The organism is Vallitalea guaymasensis (assembly GCF_018141425.1).
Taxonomy (GTDB): Bacteria; Bacillota; Clostridia; order Lachnospirales; family Vallitaleaceae; genus Vallitalea; species Vallitalea guaymasensis.
Window position 1 is genome coordinate 2,669,809 of the sequence record NZ_CP058561.1, and the last position, 25,543, is coordinate 2,695,351.

Sequence of the window (25,543 nt, forward strand, 5' to 3'; positions counted from 1 at the left end):
CTTTTTAATCTTATAGGGAACTTTTTTGAGCATATGAAATAGTATTGCATATTGTAGGAAATATGATATAATAATATTAATCAACAAATAATGATTATTAATTGAATGCTTGATATAGTATACAAGGGAAAAGAGGGATAATATGGTTAATTGGTTTTTAAGTCTGGATCCAGTAATACAAGCTCTGATAGGAACATTATTTACATGGCTTTTAACTGCTTTAGGTGCATCGCTTGTATTCTTTTTCAAGACAATAAATAAAAAAGTTCTTGATGGTATGTTAGGTTTTGCTGCAGGTGTTATGATAGCAGCAAGTTTTTGGTCGTTATTAGCACCAGCTATTGAAATGACAGAAGAATCTTCTTCTATACCTTCATTCATTCCAGCTTTGGTAGGATTTTTGGCAGGTGGAGCTTTTCTAGGTATAGTAGACAAGATAATGCCTCATCTACATAGAGGAGCTTCCACTGATAATGCAGAGGGTATTAAGACCAGCTGGCAGAGGAGTATACTACTAGTTCTTGCGATTACTCTTCATAATATACCAGAAGGGTTAGCTGTAGGAGTTGCTTTTGGAGCAGTAGCTGCAAACTTACCATCTGCAACCATTGCAGGGGCAGTAGCACTAGCTATTGGTATTGGTATTCAGAATTTTCCAGAAGGGGCTGCTGTTTCTATACCTCTTAGGAGAGAAGGAGTATCAAGAAGAAAAAGCTTCTTCTATGGTCAAGCCTCTGGTGTTGTGGAACCTATAGCAGGTGTTCTAGGTGCTTTGGCAGTCATAGTTATGAAACCTATTTTACCATATGCTTTAGCTTTTGCGGCAGGAGCTATGATATATGTAGTTGTAGAAGAATTAATACCTGAGTCACAATACGAAAAACATTCCGACATAGCAACTATAGGTACTTTGATTGGATTTGCAGTAATGATGACATTAGATGTGGCTTTAGGTTAAAGAAGTAGGTTTATAGCAGAATTCTATCTTTAATCCCGATAACTCACCCCTTCCAAACACATATAAGGATTATATAGATAGAATTTTGCTATATCTCTATTTATAGAAATCATATTTTAAGTCAAGTTCATTTCAAGTATTTTCTTGTTCAGCTATAATTATTTCATAGGGATTAAGTTTGAGATTCTCTAGTTTGATAGAGCGGTCTTTTTTTCTGTGGGTACTAAGCAAAACATTATAATTCTTAGCTGTATTAATTGGACAAGGGATAGTTTTACTAGAAAAATTAAGTATTATTATACATTGTTCTTGTTTATAAATTCTTTTATAGACAAGAATTTTATTTGGCTCTGGTATCAGGAATTCTATATCACCATTTGATAGACAAGGGATTCTTTTTCTAAGCCATATTATTGAGCGATAAAAAGATAATAATGAGTCAGGGTCATTCTTCTGATTTGCAACATTTTTATTTGTATAGTCTTTATTGACAGGAAGCCAAGGAGTATTATTGGAGAAACCTGCATTATCAGTATCATCCCACTGCATAGGTGTTCTTTCTGCATCTCTGCCCCTGATTATAGGCCATCCCTTAATACCTAGAGGATCTTTCAATGAATTTTTAGGTATTTTCTCACAGGTCATCCCTATTTCTTCACCATAATATATAAAAGGAGTGCCTTTCAGGGTGAGTAACATAGCAGCAGCTACTTTGGCTCTTGCATCAGAGTCATTACCTTTTTTGTAACGATAATAATGTCTTGGCTGGTCATGATTGCTAAGAGTAAAATTTGGCCATGAATCAGTTGGCAATAGATTATACCAATTCATTATACTATTATAGAATGATTTTGCGCTCCATTTCTGGAATAAGAAGTTAAAGTTGAAAGCCATATGCAGTTCATCATTATTAGAACCGTGATAGGATACTGCTTCTTTTACATCATTGGTATAGATTTCTCCAATAAGGACTTTATCTTTGTATGTATCAGCGATATCTCTAATCTCTTTACATATCTGATGACTTTCCGGTTGATTTCTATCATATATATGTTTTTGTAATGAAGGAGGAGAAAAAGATATTTTCCATGGATTATTCCTTAGGTTCTCATCTTTTATGTACCAATTGACTACATCCATCCGAAATCCATCAATACCCATATCAAACCAATATTTTATTACATCATACATAGCTTTTTTCAGGTCTTTGTTTCTCCAATTGACTTCTGGTTGGTTTTTAGTAAATGTACCTAGATAATATTCATTGGTTGTTTTATCAAGCCACCAGGCATTATGTAGTTCAAAGTATGATATCCAGTTGTTAGGTCGTTTTTTATCAGCTGGCTGCCAAAGATACCAGTCTCTTTTTGGACTATCTTTGCTTTGGCGGGATTCAATAAACCAAGGATGTTCATCGGATGAGTGATTAATTACCAGGTCCATAATAATTCGTATGTTACGTTTATGCGCCTCTTGCAGAAGGACTTTAAAATCATCTAGACATCCAAACATTGAATCAATATCCATGTAATCACTAATGTCATATCCAAAGTCTTTCATAGGAGAAGGATATATTGGTGACAGCCATATAGCGTCTATACCTAGAGAGTTTTCTGTGCCATCATTGAGATAATCAAGTTTTCCTGTTATACCTTTGATATCGCCTATACCATCACCATTACTATCCATAAAACTTCTAGGATAGATTTGATAGATGACCCCATTTTTCCACCAAATATCAGTTTTTGGTGTTTTTTTGACCATAAGTTTTTACCTCCCCAAATTTGACTTAATTATAAATCTATCTAGTTTAATTGTAATTATGTAATTGTGATTCGTCAAATATTAAAAATATAATTTTTATCAGGTATATAATAGTAAAGACATAAGAATAATAGTCTTATTTAACTAAAATTGTAGAAAAAAATGCCATTATAATTGACATTTGTAGTTGCCTCTGATAACTTTTATATAAGAGTATATGCTACTTATTAAATATATAATTTCAAGAGGGCTGCAAGGATGTGATTACGTGAAAAAACTAGGTTTCAGATTAGTATTATTGATTTTGTTAATATCTATGCTGGTTTCATTTACATATATAAGAAATAAAGAAGATATGATACCAACTATTTCAAAGGGATTGGATACATCTCCTATTATGATAATTAAAAAGGATAATATACTATATAATGTAATGTATCCATATGTAGATAAGATGGATATGCTTACAGGTGATTGTTATACGAATTTTAATTCTGACCAGGTAATAGAATTGTATATGACTAGTACTTCAAAAACGGCTAAAATAACTTATGAAATTATTGATACCCTTACGGGTAGATCTGTGATTAAATCAAATATCAATAAGAGAAACATTATTATCAAAGATGATCATACTATTGCTAACTTAATTATTCCTAAGTTAGATAAAAAGGATTATCCTTATGTTTTAAATATAAATTATAATGACAGAGGTAAAACATCCTTAAAATACTATCAACATTTTTATTTGGAAGATAATAAAATAATTGATGAGATTAATAAAAAAGTTATGAAGTTTCATAATGCCACTTTTGACAAGAATAAAAAAATGGTAAGTAGTTTAGTAACTGGAACAGGCACATCAGAATCCGGTTCATTTAACTATGTCAACAATAATTCACCATTAGATAGTATTATATGGGATTATGAAAAGGATATTGTAAAGATGAATGAACCACTAATCCGTATAACTAATATTGATAATAATAACAGCATCTATCAGGTAGAATTATCTTATACAATAGCAGTAAGAGCAAATCATGAATTTGAGTATTGGGATTTCGTTGAAAAGTATGAAATTGCAGGTAGAGAACAGCCAAGAATAAATTCTTTTGAAAGAAAAGGATATACTAAAACTGATCCTTATTTTGACAAAGCTAGTAAACAAATAATAGTCGGTACTGGAGATAATGATATCATATCTTCCAAAGAGCAATCTGATAATATGAGATTTTATTCCTTTGTAAAAAATAATCAACTATGGCTTTTTGATAATACAACAAACAAACTAACTAAAGTATTTGGTTTTGATAAATTAGATAGTGATTATATAGTAGATAATTATAATGCTCATAAAATAAAGATTAACAGCCTAGATGATGAAGGTAATATTAATTATATTGTATATGGGTATATGAATACAGGAAAATATCAAGGTGATAATGGAATCTCATTATATGAATTTAATTATTACCTAGGAAATAATGAAAACTTAGGTTTTGTCAATTTACCTTATGGATTTGATAAGATGGATTATTATATAAATAGTTATATTTATAGACCAAAAGGCAATAATCTAATGTATACTATTTTAGATGGAGGGCTATATCAATTCAATTTTGCTAATAGAAGTGTTGTTAATATAACGGATGATATTCCATTTAATAAAGATAATATTACTATTACAAGAGATAGAAAAGCAATCTTCTGGAATGAAAATAGTAACATAAAATTAAACAAAAATGTTAAAGGTATAATTATAAATGGCAGTTCAGCAGAAGAGGTAAACATAAATGATGGTACATATAATAATAATCTCATAGGCAATTATAAGGATTATATAATTATAGGTTATTATGACGTACATGAGACTATAGAAAAATTAAATGGAGAAGTTAGCTATTACTATAATAAAGTTCAAGTATTGGATTCCACAGGTAAAGTTATTCAAGAATGTATACCAACCAAAGGTACTTTTTATTCCAATGTGGAAATCTCAATAAATGGGATTAAATTGACTACGGTAAAAAAAGTTAAAAGAATCAATGCTAATCCTAGATATTCAAAAGTAAAAACTCAAACAGTTAAACAAGAAGAATTTGTTTTGAATACCAAGGATAAGGAAATAACTTACATAATAGATACAATAGAATCACCCCTAGGATATGATATAATTACAATTAATAGCGATAATTTTATAGAATGCGATGAAGTTGAGAAGAAAAATACCATTAAGAATATATATCAAGGCAATAAAAGAATAAAATATAATCCTGCTTCCATAGATGAGCATTACCAATTAATTAATCAAGGTAAGATAAAAGCTGTTTATGACAATATGACTCAAGCATTAAATGCAAAAAAAGAGTATGGATATAATTCTTATATTTTAAAATCGGATAGGGATAATAACAAGATAATGTATCAAAATGACTTTAGAAGTTCAATGAAGATACAAGGTATACCTGTTATTCCACAAAAACCAGAGTTGCCTAGAGGATGTGAAGTAACCAGTCTTGCTATGTTGCTTAATCATTATAGGACTGATAAGTTGGATAAGATGCAGTTAGCCAATGAAGTAATTAAAGATAGCACAAAATATACAATTGTTGATGGTATGATTAATTTTGGAGATCCACATTCAGGATTTGTTGGTGATATAGCTAATGTAGCCAATAAAGGATATTCTGTTTACAATGAACCAATAGTGGAACTAGCTGAGAGATACTCTCCTGATATTCTTAATATATCTGGAAGCAATTTTGAAGATGTCTTATATTATGTTGGAACAGGTAAACCAGTATGGGTAAGCTCGCCTAATATATATAATAAAGTGCCAATGTCATCTATACAACAGTGGGTGACCCCTAATGGTATCATGGAAATAAGTTATACATCACATTCAGTACTTGTCATAGGGTATGATGATAAATACGTTTACTTTAATGACCCGTCCAAGAATATGTTGAGGAAGAAGCCAAGAAAAGATTTCAAGAACGGCTGGGAAGATATGGGGAGACAAGCCATCTTGATTTATAAGTAGAAGGTGATTAAATATTGAAAAAGGGTATAAAATTAATAGGAATAGGAGTTATAATACTTATTACTTTTGGGATTTATAATAAATATAAACATGATGATGTGTTTTATGTTTTTAGACCGTCAATAAATATAGAGACTATAAGCTGTGTAAATGATTTGGACAAAGATGGATTAAACGATCAAGCAGATATAATTGAAGGTGCTAAAAAAGAGGTTAAGAATCATACAAAATATAAAAGTGGTTATTATGCAGGAGGATATCCTCCCCAAGATGAAGGAGTGTGTACCGATGTAATATGGAGAGCTCTTGATAATGCAGGTTATATCTTGAAAGATAACATGGATAAAGATATAGAACTAAATCCTGATGATTATCCAAGAATTGATAAGATTGATACTAATATTGATTTTAGAAGGGTAAAGAATCAATATGTTTTCATGAAGAAATACATGACTAATCTACCTATAGAAGTTATTCCATATGATAAGAATAATCTTACTCAGTGGCAGGGAGGAGATATTGTGATTTTATCTCATCCAGACCATATTGCAATCATATCTAATAAGAGAAGGAAAGATGGTATACCGTATGTTATACACAATGCCTATAATTATCCAAAAGAAGAGGATAGATTGTTAAAATGGAGTGATGGTAATAACATCATAGGGCATTTTAGATTTGTTAATATTGAAATTTGAAGGAGCTTTATATGAATAAATTATTATCGGAATTAAAAGATTATCTAAAAGAAAAATATAAATGTCATATTATTATTTTATACGGTTCATATGCAAGAGGAGATTTTACTGAAGAGAGCGATATAGATATTATCTGTTTCGGAGATGGTATAGCAAGCTGTAATGATACTCAGGTATTTAATGGAAAGCAGTTGGATGTTTGGATATACGATACAAAACAGATGAAGGAACCAGAAAATTATCTCCATATACTAAATAACAGAATATTATTAGATGATAAAGGGATGGCACAAGATTTTATTAATAAGATACAAGAAGTATATGATGATGGACCAGCCCAGCTAGATGAAGGAAAAAAACAGTTTAATAGAGATTGGCTGCTCAAGATGTTCAGAAGAACAAAAAAAGGTGATGTAGAAGGTTTGTATAGACATCACTGGATGATAAAAGAATCGTTAGAAATATATTTTGAACTACAAGGAAAATGGTTTCTAGGAGTCAAGAATGCATTGAGATGGTTACAGGAGAATGACGAAGAAGGATATATACTATTTAAGAATGCATTTGAAGGAGAAGCGGGTAGTGAAGAATGTAGAAAGCTTATAGAGTATATTGTAAGTAAATAGTGTTAAATTAAGTATGGATTAGGGGCTGTCTATATATTTTATTGGATTTTGAAATAAAATGTATTTTAGGACAGTCCCTATAAAATTATTGTTAGTATAGATTGAATCTGTATGCTATAATAGATTACATATTTATTGAATCCAAGTGTAGTCAAAGTAAAAAAAGAGTTTGAAGTAATAAATAGTTTTCCAGTATTTACCTAGTGAAATATCTATATCTCTGATGTAAAGTATAGTTAAAAGACTTGCGTGGTGGGACATATGTTATTTAGAATTAGAGAAATTAGAGAAATCAGGAATTACAACAAATCACAGTTAGCCAAAAAAGCTGGAATATCCAAAGCAACAATATCCAAATTAGAAAATTATAAAGAATCACCTACAATTGAAACATTAGAGAAAATAGCAAAAGCTTTAGATGTTAAAGTAAGCGAATTATTAGTTGAAGATTAAATATTTGCATAATGTTGATTATAATAATCATAGTCAGAAACCCATAGATACTTTTTTATGGTAAAATGTACCTGACAGCGCTGTTGCAATAATGATAGTACTTAGTTGTTGTAAGGTTTTATGCTACTTAGTCCGGACTATAAAAATACAGGGTAAATGAAAATTGCCCATGTGTTTAATAATAATGTTTACAAACCCCTATATTTATCTTACCCTTATGTATAGTATCTTTTATAATTCTCAATCTAATCTACTTACCACTCAATATTATATTTCACACAATGAAATTAACAATATATTGTAAATCAGTTTTAAAATCAGGTGTAGTTAATACTGAAATATATTTGTATTATAATAGATGATATTGTAAAATATAGTTATAATAATCAATATTAGTTGAGTACGTATTTTATTATAACGAATAATGACTGAATATTTTGGTAAAACATTTATAAAGTAATTTTGTTGCATTATTGATTATTAATTTAAACCAATACATACCATAAAATTAAAAATAAGGGAGATTATAATTATGCACAATCAAAATTACATAATAAGTCCTAGTGGGGCTATGGTGTCTCAAATCATTTTACACATCATCACAATAATTATTTATATTGGATTGTTTGCACTTTCAATATACTTACTAGTATTATTGATAAAACTGGCAAAAAGAGGTATAAAAGCGTTGGATATATACATTGATAATAATAGAAAAGAATATCTTGATAATAATTCTAATAAAATTTAATAGATGACTTTATTATTAAAATATATACTTTTAAATAAAAGAGCAGCCATTTTGGTTGCTTTTTATGTGTGTCAATATTTGTTATGCTTTAGATAAATATATCGAATAATTAAAAAAAGTTGGATTAAATATTATTATAAGAATTATTGAATATATAGAATTAATATGATATAATTAATTACAAAATAATTAATTGTTATTAACTAAAGACAATTAAAAGAATGGGGGGATTGAATAAAAAAGTTTTGGCTATGAATATAGCTTATATGAACTTCTTTTTAATTACCTGTCAATGAAAACTCATCTGTTACAATAATACGAATCTAAATCTTTATCTAAAAATACCCATAAAAGTACATATGATAAATACAAAAAATGATAGAAATGTAGGACAAGTTTCATTGTATAAATACATTATAAATATCAATCATAATGAAAAAATATCTTTGTATATATCTAGTTAAGATATACTTTTATTTAGGTTATTTGATTTTGAGGTATAAAAAAATATTATTTATGGAGGAATGGTATAATGAAAAAATTGTATGCTATTATTTTAATAATCATATTAACAACTTTTACATTACCTGTAAGTGCTAATTCTAGTAATGTAGATGTTAAAATGGTTCCTATAAACCTTTTAACGGAAGATGAGGAGCCTGTTTATATTGGTAATAACTATGATGAGAATTCTAGTGCAGGTTATGAAGATATGACTGATAGTAACGGTAACAAGTATAAATATAGAATAAGATATATAAAACGTAAATCTACAGATCTTACTTTACAACAATCACAATTTATTTTAAATCTATATAGAGGGCAAACAAAATCAGTTACTGAAAGCTATACAGCGACAAGAAGCAGTTCTGTAGATTGGAGTTCAAGCAGTACATCATCTTCAAGTTTTCAATCAGCAGAAAAAGGGATTAGTTCATCCATGAGCACTACTTTACAAACTCATAATGCAGAGAGTGCATCATATTCTATATCAAAGGGTACTACATATGTATTCCCTGAAGACGCTCCAGCAAGTGCTAGATATTGTAATATTTATGCAGGTTTTTGCCAAGATATATATGATGTTGTATCAGATTATGTTCCTTTTAGAGTCTATGACAAAAAAACTAAAGTGACTTATACTAACGTTACTACTCCACCACCTTATCCAGATGAAGATCCCTATCATATGTATGAGTTTGATATTACAGTTCAGTTAGAAGATGGAAGAGTGTATAGATATCATGTAACTTGTCCACCTCATCATTATGAGGATGACTATTATCAGATTCCAGAGGTTAAAAGAGTATTACGTGAATATGAAGATGGTTATAAACATGAGACAATAAGTGGATATGATTTTTCTAGCAGAGAAGTTTTTTATGGAACACTAATAATGCCTATTCCATATGAAAGACATGTATTTATATATTAAATTATAAGAGAACTAAGTTATTTAGAGTAATGTAGTTAAATATTTAATTGTATAGGACTTTGCTAAAAAGCAAAGTCTTATTTATTGATTATAATTAGATTATCTGATAGTATTATATGAGTATTAGAATATCTAAAGATGAGAGGTAAATAAAATGAAGAAACATGTTTTTATGCTAGGTTTGATTTTTGTAGTTATGTTAACGGGATGTAAGGATAATCAAGGTATTTCCCATGACAAAGTAACATCACAAGTAGTTGAAAAACAAATTGTTACTATAGAAAATGAAGAAGTTGTAAAGGAATTAAATAATGCAAAAATAAAAATAGAGGAATTAGAAGAACAAATCGTTGATTTAAACAAACAGTTGGAAAATATCAAAAACCAAGAAGATGTAGATGGAGTTTTACCTACTAACGAGGAATTAAGAATAATTACTGTTGATGAAAAAGAGATTAGATATATCTTTGATAAAACCGATATTGCATCACAACCTATATCAATCATAGGTAATAATGTTAATCAAATGGTTGAGAGTTATGAAAAAATACAGATTAAAGGATTAGGTGAAGGAGAACATTTTAAAGCAGAAGTTATTGGTAGTATTTATGACTTTCAATTAATAGAGCTTAAATGGAATGACGAAACTGATAAACTAGATGAAGTAAGAGTCATCGACGAGTTAGAAGAGGTAAGAAATCAAGCAGTATATATTGAAACATATTTACCATGTGGGATTCCTAGTGAAAAAATAAAATGGAAAGATTCAAAAGGGGATACCCATGAGATTTATTTGGCTAATGATGGTTATGGGTTTGATGGGGCTATAATATGGTCAGAATAATATGTAATTGTACAGAATATAATCAACCACTAGAAAGTAGCCAGAAAAAAGTTTTGTATTAAAAAAAGTAAAAAACTATAAAAGATGGATAAGTAAATAGAAAATGGCTTTTATTATTTGATAAATAAAAATAAATCTAATTTTTATTGCATATAAGATTGATATTTGCTAATATTATAAATATAGATACTAACAAATCAGATAAAGAGGTGAGGCATATGATATGGTTGATTATTGTATGGATAATTTCCGGCATATGGGTGTGGATAGATAGTAAAGATCATAGAAATGATAATATTATATGTTCACGATCATTGGTGTTAATGGGACCATTCGGAGTAATAGTATATTTACTTGGTAGAAATCCACGCAAAAGAATTAACTAGTACATAGGAGCCTTAAAAAGGCTTCTTATTTTTGTACTTGTAATAAATATATAAAATACACTTAGTGAAGTATCAAATATTAAGAAGCACCTAGATTATGAGGGAATTTTACTAAAAAAGCAAAAAAATAAAGATGTAAGGACACATTCTCAAGAGAGGTAGAGTCTTTACATCTTTGTTTGTCTTCAATGTCAAATTAATATAAGAGAACTAGGGCTATTTTATACCCTCCTATTTTTTAACATTTAAAGTCTTAAGGAAACTCTCTGCGTCAATAAATTTTAGTTCGGAGTTTTTCCAATCTATTATATCTACTGTAATTATTACATTTTCACTGACACGTCTATATGATAAATCTTCTATATCTTGATTATATGTACCATCTTTCATATTTAAAACTATTGAATTTCCTGTATCAGCCCAATTCATAATGAAATAATTTTTATACGCTAACATCATAAATCCAGCATAATAATTTGATTGATAATCAGTTACTAGTTCTTTCTCGAGTGTGTTTATATCTATACGTCTAGTAGAATAATTATCATTTACATCTAGATAATAAAGTTGACCATCATAATAATGCACTTTATAGGACAAACAATCTTTAACAAATATTTCTGGTTCTTCAGAAGGCTTCATTCGCATAATATTTTGACCATAAGCATTACTGGTGAAATATATATATTCCCCATCTGTATCCATAGTTAGTATATTAATATTTTCTAGTACTGCCTTTTCTTCTGTACCATCTTTATTGATTTGCCATAAAGTTCCTCGTTGTACAAAACCATCTTCTCTTTCTAGTTCAGCAAAATTCATGTAGTATATAGTATCTCCTATAATTCCTAACGTATATGCTTTATTCTTAGATATTTTAGTACTAGTTCCATCACTATTAAGTCTATATATTCTATATCCTGTATCTTCATTATTATAATAACACATATCACTCATCATGTTTACATAATATATAGGTTTATCTGTAGCAACCCCCACTGATTCTGTAGGAGTGATTAATACTGAACTTGTAGGGTTATCCCAACCTACCTCGTAACCTAATGCTTCCATTACTACTCTAATAGGTAAATAAGTTCTGCCATTTTTAACTAAAGAAACTGTATCATTATATATTATTCTACCATTTTTTATGATATAGTTTTTGTCTATTGGCACTTTCACAGTAATATCATCTTTTTTAGCTATTGCTGTTCTATTCTCATCATCCCAAGATACAGCAGCGCCTGCTTGTTCCAATGTAATTCTAAAAGGTACTTGTGTTCGATTGTTCTCATCAATAAAAGGCATACCACTATCTTCTGTAAATATTACTTCTTCTCCATCTACAATTATTTTAGCAGTGTTTGCTGTAGCGTGAAGCGTAAGTCCATATTGTGGTAATGACAGTAATATGAACATAGATAAAATCATAGCTATTTTTCTTTTCATAATCATTTCATTATCTCCTTCTACTTGTTATTAATACTTAACTTCATATTTTTTTGTTAGATTCAGGTAATGTGATTTTACTGAAAATCTAATGAGTTACTTACATATTTTAACATATGTATGTTAATGCTTCAAATATTTTATTAAAAATATATGATATCATTTATTAGCAGTAAAGAAGAATGTAATAGTATGGACATGGGGACAATTTTGAGATAAAATATAACACGTAATATTACTAAAAAATTAGATAAAGTATTAGTAAACCAGTATTTACCATTGATATTGATGGATAAAAATATATAATATTAAAGTTGTATTTAGTATAATAGAATTGGAGCATGAAAATGAATTTAATAAATAAAATAAGTACTAAAAAGTTGGTTGGGATTAATCTATTTTTATTTGTTAGTAGTGGCGTCATTGTTTTAATCAATATTATTATTAATGCTATAGCAATGAATAAAATGTTATCCCCAAATAATATTGCGAGCATAGGAGTAGGTGCATTTTTTAGATTGTGTATTGTATTAGGCTTGGCTATAGAGGCATATAAAGGGAAAAACTGGGCTAGATGGGGAGTTGTAATTTTATCTTTAATATCAGCCTTAATTAATTTACAAATCTTTAGATTACTTGATATTACAGTATGTAATTTTTTATTGTTTATTATCAATGTTATTGTAGTCTTATCTATGTCAATTTCTAAGAAGGTTAGTACATATTATAAGAAAAAGACTTACTAAAGCACTGATTAGAATATTGTACCGTATAAATCTACTGCTATACTTGATTGGGCAAACGCTTATTGGACTAATGGAACGTTTAGAAAAATAACTATGGACGACTATATAAAAATTCTCACTGAAAAATCCAAAGGGTGTAAAGTTTTAGACAAAATAAAAAGGTCTATTTTGAGAATAAAAATCTAGAAGAAAGCGAAATAAATAGACGATTGAAAGAAGCTGTTTCAGAAAGCGATATAAATGTTTTACTTGATAAATTACATATGAATGATTCGTAATTATAAAGTATTATATTTTCTGATTAGAATCATCTATAATAAAAATATTAACAGGTGTTTTATCTTTTTAAAGTGTACCAGATCATGTCCAAAAGTAATTTAAAAAGGCTATTGTCTGCCTTTATATATAAATACGTTAATGCAGTTGGGGGACTCAAACCCCCAAGTTCTTATTGAATATAATATCCAATATTGATAAAAAATTAATATGCACTATATCCTAAAATATCACCACTATCATCTAGAATTATAAATACTGTAACAGAATATAGGGATGGCAAAAGGTATTCAGTAGAATTTTCATCATTTAGCTTCCAGTTCTTTTCTAGATCCATTAGTTTATCCCAAGGTATCCTGTCAATAATTTGTTCATCTATCGCAACGAGTGAATATGCATTTGGTAATTTGTTTCTATCTACGGATATTCGTAGTGGTATAGGACCGTCAAAATAATTTCCAGTAGATAATGATTCTATATTAATTTCATTCGTTAATTTTGGATATTGCTTAATTCTATCTGAATTTGTTAAATTAATAGGAGTTGAAGAAAATAATTTTGTCATAGGGACTTCTTCAATTAGACCTTTAGATATTGCAATCTCTTTAGATATTACATCTTCTAATACTAATTTTAATGCTAAAGATTTATTAGATTCGTCTTTTAATGCTATGTTTAACGAATTAAATGTTAGGTTAACCATATCATCTCGTAAGAATTGTTTTTTGCTTAAATTAGCTAATTCATCTTCATCAAGCATATTTAATTCATTTGCTTTTTTAAGAGCTGTTGACCATTTAAAGTCACCTTTATTATCGTCGTACCCTAAAACTCTTAACATTAGTGTTGCATAAGATTTAGCACTTATTAATTGTTTTGATCCTAGTAGATTATTACCAATTCCTGATATAAACTCATTTTCATATAAGTAACCTATTTGTTTATCAGCCCAATTAGGAACATCTGTAAATGGATGTGTGTAGTTTGATTCAACAGATTCTTTTTCTTTACCTAATAACCTAATTAACATTATCATAGCTTCTATTCTAGAAGGAGTTCGTTCTAATTCAAATCCTTTATCATTACCATTAAATAAACCTAATTCTTTTAATGAGATCGCCTTTTCTTCATATTGAATAGTATTGGCAATAGAGACAGTAGATAGTATAAAAGTAAATAAAATAATTAATATAATAGTTTTCTTCATTTATAAATTCCTCCGTAGTGATTAAAAATAACTAGATGCAAACTCTAGAAGCAACTAACATTATAACACTTATAAATCAATTTTACTACATTTTATGTAATCTAAAATATAAATTATTCTGTCTAAAGTATTGGAATGTATGGGATATATATGAGTACTTAAGTAGCAGAAAAAATAAGCACTGATTTAATAACTAATTAATTGAAGTCCTTGACCTTTTTAATGCATCAAACAAATTTGTAGTAACTCTTTCTAATCCAGAACAAAAGCCACTTAAATCTGTATATACCAATAAAACCTAGATAGTATCACAAGTGCTATCAGAGGAGGGAGGACGATAAAAAGATTAATCAAAAAAGAAATTAAACTACCACTGGTATTAGGAACAATCAAAGGTGGCAAAATATATGTTGTTGGAGGAAAAAACAGTGGTAAATATCATAATATAGTAGAGGAGGATATCCGCTAACTAATACTTGGAGCCAGAAAGCAGATATGCCAACAGCAAGAACTCATTTTGCTATTATTGAAGTTAATGATAAGATATATGCAATAGGTGGTGATTGATTTTCAACCTAATTTTTTACTTTATTAAGAACACTTTTTGGCTGTTGGTCAAAATAGTAGTTGGTTGTATTAAAATTAATAGTATTTTATTTTTCATAATCAATTCCTCCTTAATTTTTTATCAGCTGATGTCATTATTACAAATCTTTTTATTTAAAAAGTATGCCGAAAAGAATTGAATAATCAAAGTTAATTAATATTTAATAAATTTAAACTAAAATTAACGCATAATTAATTGGAAATTAGTATTTATTTTGTTAATTTTGCTTGTTATGATGATATCCTCTATTTTGTATTAATATTAAAGTGTTATTTTGGGACTACTCCTTAGCTTTTTTAGTAATAATATTATTTTTGGAACTCACAAGAAGATAAAAATGTTATACTTGCCATAACTACAGGTGTAGTCGAAAAAGAACGAAATTATATGTCAAGTTTAGACAAACAATTCTGAATTATTATGGTATAATTTTTTTGCTTTCGATCGAAGTATAATTTAAACAAAGGAGATATTAATATGAAAAACAAAACTAAAAAATTAAAACTTAATGTATTAACTAAATTATGTATTTGCTTATTTGCTAGTCTACTTATTATCAATCCTATATCAACATATGCATCTGTTACTGAAGAGAATGCTGATTTTTATTGGGGTCTTAATGTTGACGATTCAGATGATGAGTTAGATATCTTTATGGGATCAAATTCAGGAAGTAAAAGAGCTGATTTTGAGATTTTCATATATTGGTATGACAAATCTGGAGATAGAATTGATAAAGATGAAATTACTAGGAATAATGCATCATTTGTTTTTGAAACGCTTGAATATCCAAGTGATGCTGTTAAAGCTAAAGTAAAGTATTATGCCGATAATGATCACTTAGATACAATATATGACTATGAAGATTAAATAAAATAAAGATTTGTAAGGAAAGAAAAGCTATATCCCCAGCTCATTGTATTCATTAGCTGGGGATTTGATATATTTAATGTTGTAGTATGTTTTATTGATGTAATTTAACATAAAATATATCATTACTAAGCACTAATCAGTACATAGGAGCCTTAAATAGGCTATTTTAATTTGCCTAAAAACAGCAAAAGAACCGATTAATGCTATACCCTAATATATGAGAGGTAATCATAATGGTTAAAACATATGCATAACACCTTTGTATTAATATATAATGAAAAGGGATATGCTGATTAATTATAGACTTTAAAAATACTGATTCATGTGTATTGAATTTACTCAAAAACGCTTTACACGAATATAAGTTAGTATTGTAATATAAGTAACAGGTAATTCATAATGACAAGTACAGAATATGCAAGTTTTAGATGCATGAAAGCAGAATTTAAAGAAATTGTTAACGATAATAAATTACACCCAGACCATAGAAATGATTATGATTTGTTTGGGTGTATGCAAGCAATTGAAAAAAGATGTATTATATGTACATTAAAAGAAGTTGAAAACGCATGTGCAAACAAAAATTATAATTTTAGTAAAGATTTGATATCATTTATAACAGGAAGGCAAGTCTAATTATGGCTTGCTTTTCTATGTGTATACTGCTAACAAAGTGCTAACAAACTTTTTTATATACTATCAATATTATAATAATAAAAATGATAAAAACATGATAAAATAGCCTTTTATTTATGCTTAATATATGCTATAATATAGAATTGTCAGTTCGAAACCATCCTGACACTAAACAAAACTAGGGAGGAACATAAAATGAATAGAAGTACAAAGTTTTTAACGCAAGCAGGTTTGATTGCGGCTATTTATGTTGTATTTACCTTGCCTTTTGCTTCTTTTGGTACAGACTATATGCAAGTTAGGATATCAGAAGCCCTTACAATACTACCATTTTTCACTCCAGCAGCAATACCAGGACTTTCCATTGGTTGTCTATTATCTAATATTTTTATATCAAAATTCGGTATGGTAGACATAGTGTTTGGTAGTTTAGCTACTTTAATTGCAGCTTATTTGTCTTATCGTCTAAGAAGAAAAAAAGGATTGGTACCAATACCTCCGATTATAGTTAATGCATTTATAGTTGGAGCACTAATATACTTTGGTACGTTTGGTAAGTTAGAATTTAATGCAACATTATTTTCTTTTATTGCCTGGGTAGGACTTGGACAATTTATCGCATGTTATGGTATTGGATTTCCATTACTATTAGTATTAGATAAATATAAAAATAAAATTTTTAGATAATGAAAAAGCGCTATTTACTAGCGCTTTTATAGTATTCTTTTTATTTAAGATTCTCAGGATTCAAACACTCAAGTTCTGGAACTACAAACATACCATCTTTTCTAATAAGCACATCATCAAAATAAATTTCTCCACCGCCAAAATCAGGAGTTTGAATATAAACTAAATCCCAGTGGATAGCTGAATGGTTTTCGTTATCGCAGTCATCATATGAATTACCAGGTGTAAAGTGGATACTACCCATAATCTTTTCATCAAATAAAGTATCTTTTAGAGGATTTAAGATATAAGGATTAACACCAATAGCAAATTCACCTATATATCTAGCTCCTTCATCTGTATCAAGTACAGCATTGATCTTCTCTGTATCATTAGCAGTCGCTTTTATGATTTTACCATTCTCAAACTCAAAAACGATATTTTCATAAGTAAAACCTCTATAAACAGCAGGTGTATTATAACTGATAACACCGTTAACAGAATCTTTAACAGGCGCTGAATAAACTTCACCATCAGGAATATTGCATCCGCCATCACATTTGATAGCTGGAAGACCTTTGATTGAGAATGAAATATCAGTTCCTTCACCAACGATTCTTACTTTATCAGTCTTGTTCATAAGATCTACTAGATTATCCATAGCTTTTGACATCTTTCCATAATCAAGTGTACAAACGTTAAAATAGAAGTCTTCAAAATCTTCTAGACTCGTATTAGCAAGTTGTGCCATAGAATTGTTAGGGTATCTCATAACAACCCAACGAGTATCAGGAACACGAACATCTCTGTGTACAGGAGTAAAATGATACATTTCATATAATCCTCTTTTGTCACTTGGAACATCACTTAGCTCATTAACGTTATCAGAAGCTCTAACACCAATGTAACAATCCATTTCTCGCATGATCGTCAAATCAGATTCAGCCATCAAATCTATTTGTTCTTTAGTGCAATTTAGTAATAACTCTCTTTGTACAGATTCATCTATATGTTTTTCGAATGGAATACCTCCAACTGCATAAATTTCTTTTATCAATTGCCTAGTAAGAGGTAATGTGGAATCACCAACATGCTGTATTAAAACCTTATCTCCTTCTTTTACTTTGCAAGAATAATTAACTAGAATTTTTGCTAACTTTACAATTCTTGAATCCATTATATATCCGTCCTTTCTTTTATTTAGTAGTATACTTTTCTTGTGGTACACGGTAATATAAGAATCGTTTTTATATTAATTACTATCCTTTTATATATAAACACCAATATTAAAATTTCTTTGTTTTTTGTACCGTGAATTAGTAATAAGTATAACATAATTAGGTAAAAAAAATAAGTTAATTGGTTATACTTATAATAAATATTATTTAAGAGACTTATAACTTTAATAATTTAAGTTACAAAGTAAAAAATTATTCATTTAAATATAAAAAAATTTGAATGACTATGGTATAATACCAATTAGAAAGTTTGAAAGGAAGGAGAACTATAATGAAATATACATCAGTTAAAGAATTATTTAGAAATACCAGCCAATATACAGATAAAGAAATAACAGTCTCAGGTTGGATAAGAAGCGTTAGAGCTTCAAAAGCCTTTGGATTCATTATTCTTAATGATGGGACATTTTTTAATAATCTTCAAGTAGTAATTAATAACGAATTAGAAAACTTTGATGAGCTATCCAAGTTGAATGTTGGTTCATCAATTATTGTAAAAGGTAAATTTATTGAGACACCAGGTGCTAAACAACCTTTTGAAATGCAAGCAACAGAAGTACAGATAGAAGGTGCATCAACACCAGACTATCCATTACAGAAGAAAAGACATACATTTGAATATCTAAGAACCATCTCACATCTTAGACCAAGAACCAACACTTTTGCAGCGGTATTCAGAATACGTTCAGTTGTGGCTCAGGCAATACATCGATTCTTCTCAGATAAAGGATTCGTATATGTTCATACTCCAATCCTTACAGGTAGTGATTGTGAGGGAGCAGGAGAAATGTTCAGAGCTACTACACTTGACTTGAATGACGTTCCAAAGGACGAAGAAGGTAATATTGACAACAAACTAGATTTCTTTGGAAAAGAGACTAATCTTACAGTTAGTGGTCAGCTTAATGTTGAAACTTATGCAATGGCATTTAGGAATGTATATACATTCGGACCAACATTCAGAGCAGAAAATTCTAACACTGCAAGACATGCAGCAGAATTCTGGATGATCGAACCAGAGATGGCTTTTGCTGATTTGATTGATGATATGGATATAGCAGAAGAAATGATAAAATACATCATTACTTATGTTAAAGAAAATGCTCCAGAAGAAATGGAATTCTTCAATAAATTTATTGACAAAGGTTTATCAGAAAGACTTGATAATGTACTTAACAATAAATTTGAGAGAATCACTTATACTGAGGCTGTTGAGCTTCTAGAAAAAAGTGGAGAGAAATTTGATTATCCTGTAAAATGGGGAGCGGATCTCCAAACAGAGCATGAAAGATATATAACTGAAAAAGTATTTAAAAAACCTGTATTCGTCATCGACTATCCAAAAGAAATAAAAGCTTTCTATATGAAGTTGAATGAAGATAATAAGACAGTTGCAGCTATGGACCTATTAGTTCCAGGTGTTGGTGAAATCATCGGTGGTAGCCAAAGAGAAGAAGACTACGACAAACTAATATCCAAGATGAAAGAATCAGGATTAAAAGAAGAAGACTACTGGTGGTATCTAGATATAAGAAAATACGGCGGATGCAACCATGCTGGATTCGGATTAGGATTTGAACGTATGATTATGTATATAACAGGTATGAGTAACATAAGAGACGTAATCCCATTCCCTAGAACAGTAAATAACTGTGATATCTAAAATAGTCTGCCAAGACTATCTTATATAATATAAACTCGTTTTTCCAATAGGAATTACGGGTTTTTTTATTTTATGCTGTAAAATTACCTGTTGAATTTGATATATTAGGGGTGATGCCTCCTATTATTGAAGTTTTTTCATATAATTATTGTAAATTAAAGTAAATTTGGCGATAATTATAATAAAACTTACTTGTTTTATAGGAAAACAAACTATATAATATACTCGTATCCAAATAAGAGTATCTATGATAGGAATAATTATTAGGAGGTTAACTTTGTTAGATTAAAACAAAGTAATGATATCAATGGGAAAAAAAGAAAAGGAAAGTGACACTAAAGATTTGAAGGATACCAAGACTATAGATAAGAAAGCAATATATAAAAGGGCTCTTAGGATTGGACTAGGGTTTCTTACACTTATTGTATTATTTATAGGATTCCTATTAATATATTTGCATAATTCGTCGTTTACAGTTGCTTTTAATCAAATGGAATTCAAAGGATATTTTAATGATAAAGATTTAGGGAAGATTATTGAGATAAAAGAAAACAATGTATCCATAGAAATACCAATAGACGTTATAACAACAGCATTCAATCATAAAATTGAAGAGATGAGTGAACAAAATGGTTACATTATAAATAATGGTTTTATTGATACTAATGAAAGTAAAGCATATATTAACACTACTATACATGGCATCAATATACCAATATCCATGGATGTAACTCTAGATAACGATAATAGAGAGATACAAATTAATTTTACTAACATGAAACTAAGAAACAAGAACTTTTTATCACTACCTAAATCTATAGAAGAATCTATAAAGGATAAGTTGATTGAAAACAAAGAGATATTAAATATAAGCTTAGATGACTTTAATATACCCGACATAGCAACTATCCATAGTATCAATATGGAGTCAGACAAAGTGGTTATAGATTTAATCATTGATGAAACGAGAACAAAACAATTACTAGCAGACATTGCTAAGGTTAAAAGTGATGAACTCTATGGTATATATAAAAATGATAGTGACAATACTCGAACAAAAGTTTTAGATATCATTGATAAAGAGATAATATCAACTGAAGATATAGAAATGATATTGACGGATATACTCATAGGAGACGAAGAACTAATAAAAAATATATTAATACTGACAGATGAGAATAAAATTGATTGCGTTCTTAATAATTATGGAAAATATATAACTCATTATAGTAAAAAAGATATAACAAATGAGAAGAACAAGCTTATTTTAGGTAAGATTAAAAATTATTGTACCTTATTACTTGATCAAGTAGAAAAACTGCCTAAGAATGAATATGTAGTTTACTTAAATAATCCTTATGACAAAGACAAAGACGTATCTGTTTTTATAAAAGATATAATCGTTAAAGATAATCTTGATATACCAGAAGATGTTTATGACAAGATGAATTTTTTATATAACTATGCAGATAAAAATTATATGATTGCATATAAGATAGATGATAATAAATATGCAGTGGTTGATAAGACGAACTATGATTTCATTGATGAAAAAGATTATTTAGGTTACCAATTCGAGAAACCACTAGAGACAAAAGTATTTTATGATGAAGATATTGAAAAGAGTATAAAAGAATATTTTGCCTCAGAGGTATTTATAAGATATATGAATACTGATGGTAGATATGCTTTTGTAATAGCCTCAAATTCTAATAATTATCAAAGCTATGAGAGATTTGCTCTGGAAAAGAACGAGACATGGAAGATTGTAGATACAGGCATTAATGATTTATATACTTTTAGTATTAATCATCCTGGATTTAATATAAGAACTATAACTGATAATTTTATTGAAGATAACATATATAGTCTATCAGAAAAAGATATAAATGCTGTATTGGACCAATTGGAATATAGAGATATAATACCTGACAGAAAAGAAGTAGGTATAAAATACTGTTCTTATGATGGTAAATACATTTCTATGAAATTGACTAATGACGAAGAATACGTATTTTCAATAAAATATTCTTATTTGGATAAGGTCTATAAAAAAGAAACAGCAATAAATAAATGGAGGGATATATCTCCACTTATATTATTACAAGATAAAAATACAGACAAAGATGATGCAAAAACTAATCAATAGATAATTTATATTTATAGGTTAGTAAATTACTAAAGAAAGGAAGACATTATGGACACAGTTATGAAGCAGTTAGACAATATCAAAGTTAAGGCTCTAGAAATATTGACAGTATATGGTTTTAAAATCTTAATGAGCTTACTTATATTAATTATTGGATCGAAAATAATTAAGTATTTAGTTAAGTTGATGGAGAAGTTTTTAAAGAAATCAAAAGTAGATGTATCCTTATCAAAATTCTTATTATCAGCAGTAAGACTAATACTAAAAATCTTACTTGGCATAATAATAATGGAAAATCTAGAGGTTCCTATGACGTCTCTTATAGCGGTTCTTGGAGCAACTGGTATTGGTATTGGTATGGCACTACAAGGAAGTCTTGCTAACCTTACAGGAGGAATCTTAATATTATTATTGAGACCATTCAAAGTAGGAGATTTCATTGAAGAAAAAGCATTTGGACATGAAGGTATAGTAGAAGATATTCAAGTGTTCTATACAACACTAAGAACAAGAGACAATAAAGTGATAACTGTACCTAATGGAAGCTTATCCAACAGCAGTATCATTAATCATTCAACAATGGATATCAGAAGGGTTGATCTGACTTTTGGTGTAGCTTATGAAGAGGACACATTTGCTGTTAAGAGGGCAATAAAAGAAGTTATTGAGAAACATGCTCTCATACTTAAGGACAGAGAACCATACATTAATATTAGTGAACATGGAGATAGTTCAGTTAATTTTGCTGTATTGGTATGGTGTAAAACAAAAGATTATCTACAGGTGAAGTTTGACCTGATAGAACAGATTAAGATTAAGTTTGATGAAGAAAATATCTCAATACCTTATCCACATATGGATGTAAACATTGTTAATAATGAAGGTAAGATTGCTAAGTAAAATATAAAATATTTTTACCAGAGGAGATGTATAGATGGAAAAGTACAAAGATTACATTCTTGATTTTCTAAAAAAAATACTGGAAACGGAAAGTCCCAGCGGATTTTGCCAAAACATCATGAAACTAATAAAAGAAGAAGCTAATGACATGGGTTATGACATGGAATTCACTAACAAGGGCTGCGGAGTCATAAAGATTGAAGGTAAAAATAAAGAGGTTCTAGGATTATCAGCTCACGTTGATACTTTGGGAGCAATGGTAAGATCCATTAAATCTAATGGAACAATCAGGTTCACTAGTATAGGCGGATATCTAATGAACAGTATAGAAGGCGAATACTGCAAGATATTTACAAGAGACGGTAAAGAATATGACGGAACCATACTAACTACAAAACCTTCGGTTCACGTATTTTCTGACGCATCAGAGCATAAAAGAATAGAAGAAAATATGGAAGTAAGAATAGACGAGAGTGTATTGTCAAAAGAAGATGTAGAAGAACTAGGAATAGAAGTAGGTAACTTCATTGCTTTTGATCCTAGAGTGCAGATAACAAAAAGTGGTTATATAAAATCTAGACATCTAGATGATAAAGCAGGGATAGCTACTATTTTTGCTTTAATGAAATACATAAAAGATAATAATATAATACCTGATAACACAATAAAAATATTTATATCCACATATGAAGAAGTAGGACATGGTTCTTCTTATATTCCACAAGATATAACAGAAATGATTGCAATAGATATGGGTGCAATGGGAGATGACCTTTGCTGTACTGAACATGACGTATCTATCTGTGTAAAGGATTCATCAGGACCTTATGACTATAATATGGTCAATGAATTAGTCAGAATTGCAAAAGATAAAGAGATTGGATATGCATTGGATGTCTATCCTAACTATGGTTCAGATGCATCTGCTGCTCTACGTGCAGGAAACAACATCAGAGGGGCGCTTATTGGGCCAGGGGTACATGCATCCCATGGAATGGAAAGAACTCATATAGAGGGCATTCTAAACACCTTAAAACTATTATCAGAGTATGTTAAATAAGTAAAATATATGTAGGCAAAAGAATTAATATAAAAGTAAAAACCTCAGGAATTAACCTGAGGTTTTTGCAAATATTGACCGTTGATTAAACAAACTGTTCTACAGAGAAAATATTCTTATCTCCTCTAAATCTAGAGACAGTGTACTCTACAGGTGTCTCAAATTTATTATAACCTTTTACATGAAATAATTGTATTGCAGTTGTCTTATTGATTTCAAGTAATTCACAATCTTCCTTAGTAGGAACAACAGCTTCCATTTCTTTAACTATTTTATAGACTTTAGTATTAATATTGCTAGATAGTATGCTATATAGTGATTCTTCATTCATATTATTATCGAGAATATGTTTACAAAATGAATAAGGTAAATAAGTTTGAGAAATCATTAATGGTTCATTATTTACAAATCGGAGCCTCTTTAAATAGATAACGTCTGTATTCGGTGCGAGATTTAAAGCAGATGCAACTTCTGGGGTAGCGGAAACTACCTTAAAATCCAAAACCTTAGTACTAGGGGTATATCCATTTCGTAACATCTCATTATCAAAGCTCTCTGCTTTCTGAGTAAAATCATGTTTAATTTTGGTTTGAGCAACAAAAGTACCTCTACCTTTTACACGATAAAACTTACCTTCATTAACTAATTCAGTTAATGCTTGTCTGATTGTTGTTCTGCTTATACCATAAATATCACATAGCTCAAACTCAGTAGGTATCATATCACCTGGTTTTAAAACTTCATCCTTCATCATTTCAATCAAAATATTCTTGAATTGAAAGTATAGAGGAATAGGAGTTGACTTGTTAACGGTATACTTTTTGAAACTATCAATACTTGCCATAATTCATCACCCTACTTTATTATATTTTTAGTATAAGGTTTATCTGCTACAACACCTATTTTACAATAATTGGAGAAAAAAGCAAGGGCTAATTTCATTAAATATTATAATAGTTAAAAATTGCTATATAAAAATGTTAGTATACTAGCGATTTTGCCCTAATAAAAAGCCAATCTTACCTTATAAAATATATTTTTAAATATTAAATGTGATTTTTACATAAAATGAAATTTCTTTTATAAAAATTTGATATAGCATTTATATATTTATG

General features: G+C 29.1%; 23 protein-coding genes. 18 read left to right on the plus strand and 5 right to left on the minus strand.

Translation table 11 applies throughout. The annotated features are described in order from the left end of the window. The first annotated feature begins 142 nt into the window (after positions 1 to 142). Positions 143 to 958, plus strand: coding sequence for a ZIP family metal transporter (locus HYG85_RS11810; RefSeq protein WP_113673146.1), 816 nt, complete (start codon positions 143 to 145; stop codon positions 956 to 958). 132 nt (positions 959 to 1,090) lie between these two features. Here HYG85_RS11810 and HYG85_RS11815 read toward each other — a convergent pair whose 3' ends face one another. Next, entirely contained in the window at positions 1,091 to 2,722 is a 1,632-nt protein-coding gene (locus HYG85_RS11815; protein ID WP_212693579.1) for a glycoside hydrolase family 13 protein, read from the minus strand. A gap of 268 nt (positions 2,723 to 2,990) precedes the next feature. Here HYG85_RS11815 and HYG85_RS11820 point away from each other — a divergent pair, with 268 nt between their 5' ends. The 8 genes from HYG85_RS11820 to HYG85_RS11855 all read left to right on the plus strand — a co-directional run bounded on the left by HYG85_RS11820 (position 2,991) and on the right by HYG85_RS11855 (position 10,958). Next, the gene (locus tag HYG85_RS11820) at positions 2,991 to 5,765 is read left to right on the plus strand and encodes a C39 family peptidase (protein ID WP_212693580.1); all 2,775 of its coding nucleotides are present in this window, start codon (positions 2,991 to 2,993) and stop codon (positions 5,763 to 5,765) included. A gap of 14 nt (positions 5,766 to 5,779) precedes the next feature. Next, positions 5,780 to 6,463 (plus strand): DUF1287 domain-containing protein, encoded by a 684-nt coding sequence (locus HYG85_RS11825; RefSeq protein WP_244971315.1) that lies wholly within the window; start codon positions 5,780 to 5,782, stop codon positions 6,461 to 6,463. An 11-nt stretch (positions 6,464 to 6,474) separates the two neighbouring features. Then, positions 6,475 to 7,089, plus strand: coding sequence for a nucleotidyltransferase domain-containing protein (locus HYG85_RS11830; protein WP_212693581.1), 615 nt, complete (start codon positions 6,475 to 6,477; stop codon positions 7,087 to 7,089). A 261-nt stretch (positions 7,090 to 7,350) separates the two neighbouring features. After that, positions 7,351 to 7,542: a helix-turn-helix domain-containing protein gene (locus HYG85_RS11835; protein ID WP_113673150.1), complete on the plus strand. Its 192-nt coding sequence runs from the start codon at positions 7,351 to 7,353 to the stop codon at positions 7,540 to 7,542. A 532-nt stretch (positions 7,543 to 8,074) separates the two neighbouring features. After that, positions 8,075 to 8,293, plus strand: a complete 219-nt coding sequence (locus HYG85_RS11840; protein ID WP_244971316.1) for a hypothetical protein — start codon at positions 8,075 to 8,077, stop codon at positions 8,291 to 8,293. A 532-nt stretch (positions 8,294 to 8,825) separates the two neighbouring features. Beyond that, positions 8,826 to 9,728, plus strand: a complete 903-nt coding sequence (locus tag HYG85_RS11845) for a hypothetical protein (RefSeq protein ID WP_113673151.1) — start codon at positions 8,826 to 8,828, stop codon at positions 9,726 to 9,728. Positions 9,729 to 9,882: 154 nt separating this feature from the next. Next, on the plus strand, positions 9,883 to 10,572 hold the full coding sequence (locus tag HYG85_RS11850; RefSeq protein ID WP_212693582.1) for a hypothetical protein: 690 nt from the start codon (positions 9,883 to 9,885) through the stop codon (positions 10,570 to 10,572). Positions 10,573 to 10,790: 218 nt separating this feature from the next. Continuing rightward, positions 10,791 to 10,958, plus strand: coding sequence for a hypothetical protein (locus HYG85_RS11855; protein WP_212693583.1), 168 nt, complete (start codon positions 10,791 to 10,793; stop codon positions 10,956 to 10,958). A 231-nt stretch (positions 10,959 to 11,189) separates the two neighbouring features. Here HYG85_RS11855 and HYG85_RS11860 read toward each other — a convergent pair whose 3' ends face one another. After that, entirely contained in the window at positions 11,190 to 12,413 is a 1,224-nt protein-coding gene (locus HYG85_RS11860) for a stalk domain-containing protein (protein WP_212693584.1), read from the minus strand. Positions 12,414 to 12,754: 341 nt separating this feature from the next. Here HYG85_RS11860 and HYG85_RS11865 point away from each other — a divergent pair, with 341 nt between their 5' ends. Continuing rightward, positions 12,755 to 13,153: a hypothetical protein gene (locus HYG85_RS11865; protein ID WP_212693585.1), complete on the plus strand. Its 399-nt coding sequence runs from the start codon at positions 12,755 to 12,757 to the stop codon at positions 13,151 to 13,153. A gap of 481 nt (positions 13,154 to 13,634) precedes the next feature. Here HYG85_RS11865 and HYG85_RS11870 read toward each other — a convergent pair whose 3' ends face one another. Next, positions 13,635 to 14,636, minus strand: a complete 1,002-nt coding sequence (locus HYG85_RS11870) for a hypothetical protein (protein ID WP_212693586.1) — start codon at positions 14,634 to 14,636, stop codon at positions 13,635 to 13,637. A 388-nt stretch (positions 14,637 to 15,024) separates the two neighbouring features. Here HYG85_RS11870 and HYG85_RS24785 point away from each other — a divergent pair, with 388 nt between their 5' ends. From HYG85_RS24785 to HYG85_RS11885, 4 genes are all read left to right on the plus strand, one after another. Next, the gene (locus tag HYG85_RS24785) at positions 15,025 to 15,105 is read left to right on the plus strand and encodes a hypothetical protein (RefSeq protein ID WP_408647989.1); all 81 of its coding nucleotides are present in this window, start codon (positions 15,025 to 15,027) and stop codon (positions 15,103 to 15,105) included. 615 nt (positions 15,106 to 15,720) lie between these two features. Beyond that, positions 15,721 to 16,113: a hypothetical protein gene (locus tag HYG85_RS11875; protein ID WP_212693587.1), complete on the plus strand. Its 393-nt coding sequence runs from the start codon at positions 15,721 to 15,723 to the stop codon at positions 16,111 to 16,113. A 402-nt stretch (positions 16,114 to 16,515) separates the two neighbouring features. Further along, the gene (locus HYG85_RS11880) at positions 16,516 to 16,752 is read left to right on the plus strand and encodes a hypothetical protein (protein WP_212693588.1); all 237 of its coding nucleotides are present in this window, start codon (positions 16,516 to 16,518) and stop codon (positions 16,750 to 16,752) included. A gap of 195 nt (positions 16,753 to 16,947) precedes the next feature. Continuing rightward, positions 16,948 to 17,439 carry a QueT transporter family protein gene (locus HYG85_RS11885; protein ID WP_212693589.1) on the plus strand — a complete coding sequence of 164 codons (492 nt, stop codon included), beginning with the start codon at positions 16,948 to 16,950 and terminating at the stop codon, positions 17,437 to 17,439. A 40-nt stretch (positions 17,440 to 17,479) separates the two neighbouring features. Here the strand turns inward: HYG85_RS11885 and HYG85_RS11890 are convergent, their stop codons facing one another. Beyond that, positions 17,480 to 18,595, minus strand: coding sequence for an aminopeptidase (locus HYG85_RS11890; RefSeq protein ID WP_276515030.1), 1,116 nt, complete (start codon positions 18,593 to 18,595; stop codon positions 17,480 to 17,482). 332 nt (positions 18,596 to 18,927) lie between these two features. Between HYG85_RS11890 and asnS the strand changes: the two genes are divergently transcribed. From asnS to HYG85_RS11910, 4 genes are all read left to right on the plus strand, one after another. Beyond that, complete coding sequence (gene asnS, locus HYG85_RS11895) at positions 18,928 to 20,319, plus strand: asparagine--tRNA ligase (RefSeq protein ID WP_212693590.1); 1,392 nt, start codon at positions 18,928 to 18,930, stop codon at positions 20,317 to 20,319. A gap of 307 nt (positions 20,320 to 20,626) precedes the next feature. Then, positions 20,627 to 22,468 carry a hypothetical protein gene (locus HYG85_RS11900; protein ID WP_212693591.1) on the plus strand — a complete coding sequence of 614 codons (1,842 nt, stop codon included), beginning with the start codon at positions 20,627 to 20,629 and terminating at the stop codon, positions 22,466 to 22,468. A gap of 48 nt (positions 22,469 to 22,516) precedes the next feature. Continuing rightward, entirely contained in the window at positions 22,517 to 23,368 is an 852-nt protein-coding gene (locus HYG85_RS11905) for a mechanosensitive ion channel family protein (RefSeq protein ID WP_244971317.1), read from the plus strand. Positions 23,369 to 23,402: 34 nt separating this feature from the next. Then, positions 23,403 to 24,428: a M42 family metallopeptidase gene (locus HYG85_RS11910; protein ID WP_113673159.1), complete on the plus strand. Its 1,026-nt coding sequence runs from the start codon at positions 23,403 to 23,405 to the stop codon at positions 24,426 to 24,428. Positions 24,429 to 24,513: 85 nt separating this feature from the next. On the opposite strand, the gene HYG85_RS11915 is transcribed toward HYG85_RS11910, so the two are convergent. Further along, the gene (locus HYG85_RS11915) at positions 24,514 to 25,272 is read right to left on the minus strand and encodes a GntR family transcriptional regulator (protein WP_113673160.1); all 759 of its coding nucleotides are present in this window, start codon (positions 25,270 to 25,272) and stop codon (positions 24,514 to 24,516) included. Between the last annotated feature and the right edge of the window lie 271 nt (positions 25,273 to 25,543).

Excerpts from the sequence above, each read along its gene's own strand:
- HYG85_RS11835 (WP_113673150.1), top strand. The coding sequence starts at position 7,351 with ATGTTATTTAGAATTAGAGAAATTAGAGAAATCAGGAATTACAACAAA.
- HYG85_RS11860 (WP_212693584.1), bottom strand. The coding sequence starts at position 12,413 with ATGATTATGAAAAGAAAAATAGCTATGATTTTATCTATGTTCATATTA.
- HYG85_RS11850 (WP_212693582.1), top strand. The coding sequence starts at position 9,883 with ATGAAGAAACATGTTTTTATGCTAGGTTTGATTTTTGTAGTTATGTTA.
- HYG85_RS11900 (WP_212693591.1), top strand. The coding sequence starts at position 20,627 with ATGGGAAAAAAAGAAAAGGAAAGTGACACTAAAGATTTGAAGGATACC.
- HYG85_RS11875 (WP_212693587.1), top strand. The coding sequence starts at position 15,721 with ATGAAAAACAAAACTAAAAAATTAAAACTTAATGTATTAACTAAATTA.
- asnS (WP_212693590.1), top strand. The coding sequence starts at position 18,928 with ATGAAATATACATCAGTTAAAGAATTATTTAGAAATACCAGCCAATAT.
- HYG85_RS11880 (WP_212693588.1), top strand. The coding sequence starts at position 16,516 with ATGACAAGTACAGAATATGCAAGTTTTAGATGCATGAAAGCAGAATTT.
- HYG85_RS11885 (WP_212693589.1), top strand. The coding sequence starts at position 16,948 with ATGAATAGAAGTACAAAGTTTTTAACGCAAGCAGGTTTGATTGCGGCT.
- HYG85_RS11855 (WP_212693583.1), top strand. The coding sequence starts at position 10,791 with ATGATATGGTTGATTATTGTATGGATAATTTCCGGCATATGGGTGTGG.
- HYG85_RS11830 (WP_212693581.1), top strand. The coding sequence starts at position 6,475 with ATGAATAAATTATTATCGGAATTAAAAGATTATCTAAAAGAAAAATAT.
- HYG85_RS11865 (WP_212693585.1), top strand. The coding sequence starts at position 12,755 with ATGAATTTAATAAATAAAATAAGTACTAAAAAGTTGGTTGGGATTAAT.
- HYG85_RS11870 (WP_212693586.1), bottom strand. The coding sequence starts at position 14,636 with ATGAAGAAAACTATTATATTAATTATTTTATTTACTTTTATACTATCT.
- HYG85_RS11905 (WP_244971317.1), top strand. The coding sequence starts at position 22,517 with ATGGACACAGTTATGAAGCAGTTAGACAATATCAAAGTTAAGGCTCTA.
- HYG85_RS11915 (WP_113673160.1), bottom strand. The coding sequence starts at position 25,272 with ATGGCAAGTATTGATAGTTTCAAAAAGTATACCGTTAACAAGTCAACT.
- HYG85_RS11910 (WP_113673159.1), top strand. The coding sequence starts at position 23,403 with ATGGAAAAGTACAAAGATTACATTCTTGATTTTCTAAAAAAAATACTG.
- HYG85_RS11890 (WP_276515030.1), bottom strand. The coding sequence starts at position 18,595 with ATGGATTCAAGAATTGTAAAGTTAGCAAAAATTCTAGTTAATTATTCT.
- HYG85_RS11845 (WP_113673151.1), top strand. The coding sequence starts at position 8,826 with ATGAAAAAATTGTATGCTATTATTTTAATAATCATATTAACAACTTTT.
- HYG85_RS11810 (WP_113673146.1), top strand. The coding sequence starts at position 143 with ATGGTTAATTGGTTTTTAAGTCTGGATCCAGTAATACAAGCTCTGATA.
- HYG85_RS11815 (WP_212693579.1), bottom strand. The coding sequence starts at position 2,722 with ATGGTCAAAAAAACACCAAAAACTGATATTTGGTGGAAAAATGGGGTC.
- HYG85_RS11840 (WP_244971316.1), top strand. The coding sequence starts at position 8,075 with ATGCACAATCAAAATTACATAATAAGTCCTAGTGGGGCTATGGTGTCT.